Genomic DNA, 4,516 nt, shown 5'->3' on the forward strand with positions numbered 1-4,516 from the left:
GATCGTTAAATGTAGTAAAGCGTTTTGCGGTACTCCATGTTTGTCCGCCGTTGTCGCTGGTTTTAAAATAAAGCTGGAACGACGAGGAAGTTTCTATGTCGGTAACAAGGGATTGAAAAAAGATAATATCCTTGTTTCCGACGCTGGCGTGGGCGGGAAGGAAATTGAGCGCGAGGTTGTTTTCCGGCGCGAATACTTCGAACGGCGACCATGTGACCCCGTCGTTGGAACGGGCGTAATGGGTGGACAGCGACTGCGATTGACCCCTTGTTACAAAGAGAAGATAGCCGCCGTCCGCGCGGACGAATATGCGGGGGGCGAGGGAGCTTTACTACATTTAACGATCCTGTCACGCAGACTCAGGCCAGCGCCAATCATTTTGACAACCAGCGTCCGCATCTTTCAAAATACGGAGACAACCTGTTACTGGTTTGGGAACGGCACTACTCCGCCCAATCGCCCCAAATCTACAGCGCGACGATTGATCCGGGCGGCTATATTTTAGGCCGCGTCGAAAAGGTAAACAGCGAAGACGCGTATTGCAACAATCCGATAGGTTTTGTTTACAAGGATAATCCGATAGTGGTCTGGTTCGACAACCGCCGAGGCAACAACCGGATTATCATGGCGCAGAAGGACAGTATCGGCTGGCAAAACCAGCCGCTTTCCAGCGCCTCGACGGAATCGTCGTTCGCAAGACCCGTCGCCAGCGGCGACAACATGTTCATTTTCTGGCAAAGCACAGTGCAGAACACGCCAAGAATCGTCCTGCTTTCGCCCGATCATACGGTAAACAGCCCGCGCATCTCCGCCGTAAACTTTAACCCTTCAATACCCAGCCGCGCTGAAAAGGCGCGTTTTACGTGGAATATCCCCTTTGACACTTCCGGTATTCTAGGATTTTCCTGGGCATGGTCGCAGGACGCGGCTACAAAGCCGGCCAATCAAATCTCGGTCTATAATACCGGCAATACCCAAAACCTCAATTTGGAGCTTAATGCGGACAAAGACGGAACGTGGTACTTCTTCGTATCGGCGCAGGACTACGCGGGTAACTGGTCCGTTCCCGCCTTAATGACTTACAATAGAAAAACCTTGCCGCCTCCTGCGCTTACGATAAACCAGCCCGCGACGGACAGCCTCGGGTATCTTGCGTCCAACAATTTTAAAATCACATGGCAGCCGTCGCAAGACACGTTCGTCGCAGGTTACACTTGGAACCTTCAATCTTTGGCAAATGAACAAACCGCGGTCAGCGCGCCCCCTTCCAGGATTATGGGTACGGCCACCTCCGTGGAATATTCAAATAACGATAACGGCCTGTACGCGTTCACAGTTTCCGCGATTGACCGCGCGGGGAACATAGGGCCGCAGTCCTACATAATATTCAAAACAAACAAATTTAAACCCTACACGAGCGTAAGTTTTGTTGACGCGAAGCAGGACGTGCAGGGAACGCTCTCGATAAAGATAATCGGGCGCGGTTTTTCCAACGGCGGGAATATAACTTCGGTTGTTTTGGAAAACAGCGCCAAACAGGATATTCCCGGTTTGTTCGCGATTTTATCTGACAGGGAAATCGGCGGCCTTAAATTTGAAAACCTTGAAGAAGGCCAATACAAATTAAAATTACTGCACCCCGTCAGGGGCTGGTATACCGCGCCTTCCGCCATTTCGGTATCAAGAAGCGCAACGGTAAAAATCGGCGACTATTCGCAAACATGGAGTCCCTCATGGAAAACTGGGACAAGCAAGATAACACTTAACCCCGCGGCGATCCTCGCGGCGGTACTTATATTATTCTGCGCTCTTGGAACAGTTGCCGCGATACGGGGAATTGTCGGAGTAGCCGCCGAGAGCGCGGCAATAAAACAGGAAGCGCTTGCCATAATTACAGGAGAATTTATGCCTATGGAGAAAAAACACAAAATCGCCCGGATAAGTAAAAAAGGAACCGGGCTTCGTTTTAAATTCGCGTCGTTTACAATCGCGTTAGTTCTTTTGGTAATTATAATGATCTCCACGCCAATGTATATTCTTATGACGACATCACAGCGCGAAACGCGGCTGGACGGACTCTATTCCCGCTCCAAGGTATTGTTGGAAGGCCTCGCTTCCAGCGCAAGGGCGTATTTGCCGATGGGGGATCAGGGGGCCGTTGAAATGGGCTTCCTTCCCGCCCAATCGGCGGCGCTTCCCGAAGCGAAATATATTACCATTACCGGTTACAGGCCGGGCTCCACGCATAACGATCATGTTTGGGCGACAAACGATCCCGACATTCTTTCCAAGATTGACACGACCGAATTCCGCCCCGGCGTATCGCGGATTACGGACGTTCTTACTCCGTCTTACGAACAGTTCAGCATGGACCTTAACAACAGGGCGCGAAGCGAAGTGGGAGACCTTTCCCGCAGTATCGTAGACTTGTTGCAGGAAGGCCAGTCCCTCGCGATCCGCTTAGACGCCGCGAGCATGCAGCGCGTCGCCGACATTCAGGTGACAATCCGCTCGTTGGAAGTAAACCTTACCGAAAGGCTTACAAGGATAGGCGGGGAAATACATTCCTATCCTGATTTTACGGACGAAAGCATATTAAAAGATAAAAACAGAACGTTTATCTTCTATAAACCGGTAATGTTCCGCCAAGGTGCCGACGACAACTATTTCCGCGGCTTAATCCGCCTGGAAGTGTCGTTGGACTCGATCATGGCTGCCATCTTCAGCGAACAGTTACTGCTGTTGCGCACGATTATAATCGTCGCCCTCGCAGCGACTCTCATGGGAATCGCAGGCGCGTTTATTCTTTCCTCGTTGATTGTCCGGCCTATACAAAAACTTGTTAGCCACATCGAAATTATCCGCGACACGGAAAACAAGGCGAAACTTGAAGGCGTGGACATAAACATTACCACCAAAGACGAACTTGCGATTTTGGGCAACACGATTAACGACATGACCCACGGCCTTGTAAAAGCGGCAATGGCGGCATCTGACCTTTCAATCGGCAAGGAAATTCAAAAGAAATTTATTCCTTTGGATTTGGACAAACAGGGCAACAAGCAGACAAGCGGCTCCAAAGACGCTGCGAACCTCAATTTCTTCGGCTACTACGAAGGCGCGAAGGGCGTATCCGGCGACTATTTCGATTACAGGGATTTGGACGGCCGTTACTACGCCATTATCAAATGCGACGTCGCGGGCAAGGGAATACCGGCGGCGCTCATCATGATTCAAGTGGCGACCATGTTCCTTAACTATTTCAAGCAGTGGAAGCAAAACGCGAAGGGAATGCACATAGAGGAAGTCGTGTATCAGATAAACGACTTTATTGAAACCCTCGCGTTCAAGGGCCGTTTTGCCGCCTTTACGCTCTGTCTTTTCGATTCAGAGACGGGAACCGCGCGTTTCTGCAACGCCGGCGACAACATCGTCCACCTTTACGACGCTTCGGAAGGGAAGCTTAAAGTGATCACATTGCCGCAGTCCCCCGCCACCGGCGTACTCCCCAACTTTATGATAGAGTCCTCCGGCGGCTACAACGTCCAAACCGTAATGGTAGACCACGGCGACATCCTACTGCTCTACACTGACGGTATTGAAGAGGCGAAACGGAAATTCCGCGACAGTAATTTTAAGGAAATAATCTGTAATGAAGGCCCCGCCGACACGCCGCACGAAAACCACCTGTGCGGACAGGCGGACGAGGAAATGACCCCCGAGCGCGTAGAGGAAATTATCAACGCGGTAATGGCAAAAAAGACATATTCCCTAAAAAAATACCATAATCCCGAAGGCGATACGGAACTTCAATTTGATTTCTCGTCCTGCAAAGGCAACGCCGAAGAGGTAATAATGGCGATGGTGTCCGTGGAAAAAATGTTCCGTTGCTACAAGAACCCGAACGCCGGCGAAGATGCGCGCGTTTTAGTGGATAAAAAAGTGGACGGTTTCCTTAAAAACCACTTCCTTCAATACAGGAAATATTGTATAAATACAAAGGAATACCCAGAAAATGAAGCGTACATGTATTACACTCATGTTAAGGAAGACGAGCAGTACGACGATCTTACCATTTTGGGAATAAAGAGAAAGTGAGGTTATTATGACATTCGGCGAAAGAATGAATGAATTAATGGAACAGGGCCTGGCGGCGTCAAAAGAATTCGCGATAAAAGCCAGCGCTAAAGCGCAGGATCTAGGCGAACGCGGCATCCTGCTTTTGGAAATAAAACAGCTCGAAATGCAGGCGCAAAAACTGATAACCCGCATGGGAAACGACGCCTACATCGCCTTTACGGAAAGGGATCAAAGTACAATCGACCGCGAGCAGGCTGAGTTTAAAATCACGTTAAAGGATATCGCCGCGATTAGGGACACGATTGAGAAGAAGGAAAAAGAGTTAAGAGAACGCAAGCCTGTGTGAGATGGGCAAATTTGGCTAAAAACGCCAACAGGTTATCGGCTGTTTTTTAATTTGTTAGTTACAAAAAAAAGTACCGCGCTGGTGATTAAT

Annotated in this window: 2 protein-coding genes; both read left to right on the forward strand. The window is 49.7% G+C overall.

Annotation, left to right across the window (positions count from 1 at the left end):
- The first annotated feature begins 267 nt into the window (after nt 1–267).
- Nucleotides 268–4,098 carry a SpoIIE family protein phosphatase gene (locus ACYVTD_RS10085; protein ID WP_461247652.1) on the forward strand — a complete coding sequence of 1,277 codons (3,831 nt, stop codon included), beginning with the start codon at nt 268–270 and terminating at the stop codon, nt 4,096–4,098.
- 7 nt (nt 4,099–4,105) lie between these two features.
- Entirely contained in the window at nt 4,106–4,426 is a 321-nt protein-coding gene (locus ACYVTD_RS10090) for a hypothetical protein (protein WP_461247653.1), read from the forward strand.
- Nucleotides 4,427–4,516: the final 90 nt, after the last annotated feature.

The organism is Treponema sp. R6D11, assembly GCF_054786075.1.

Coding starts and splice junctions, on each gene's coding strand:
- ACYVTD_RS10090 (WP_461247653.1), top strand. CDS start 4,106: ATGACATTCGGCGAAAGAATGAATGAATTAATGGAACAGGGCCTGGCG.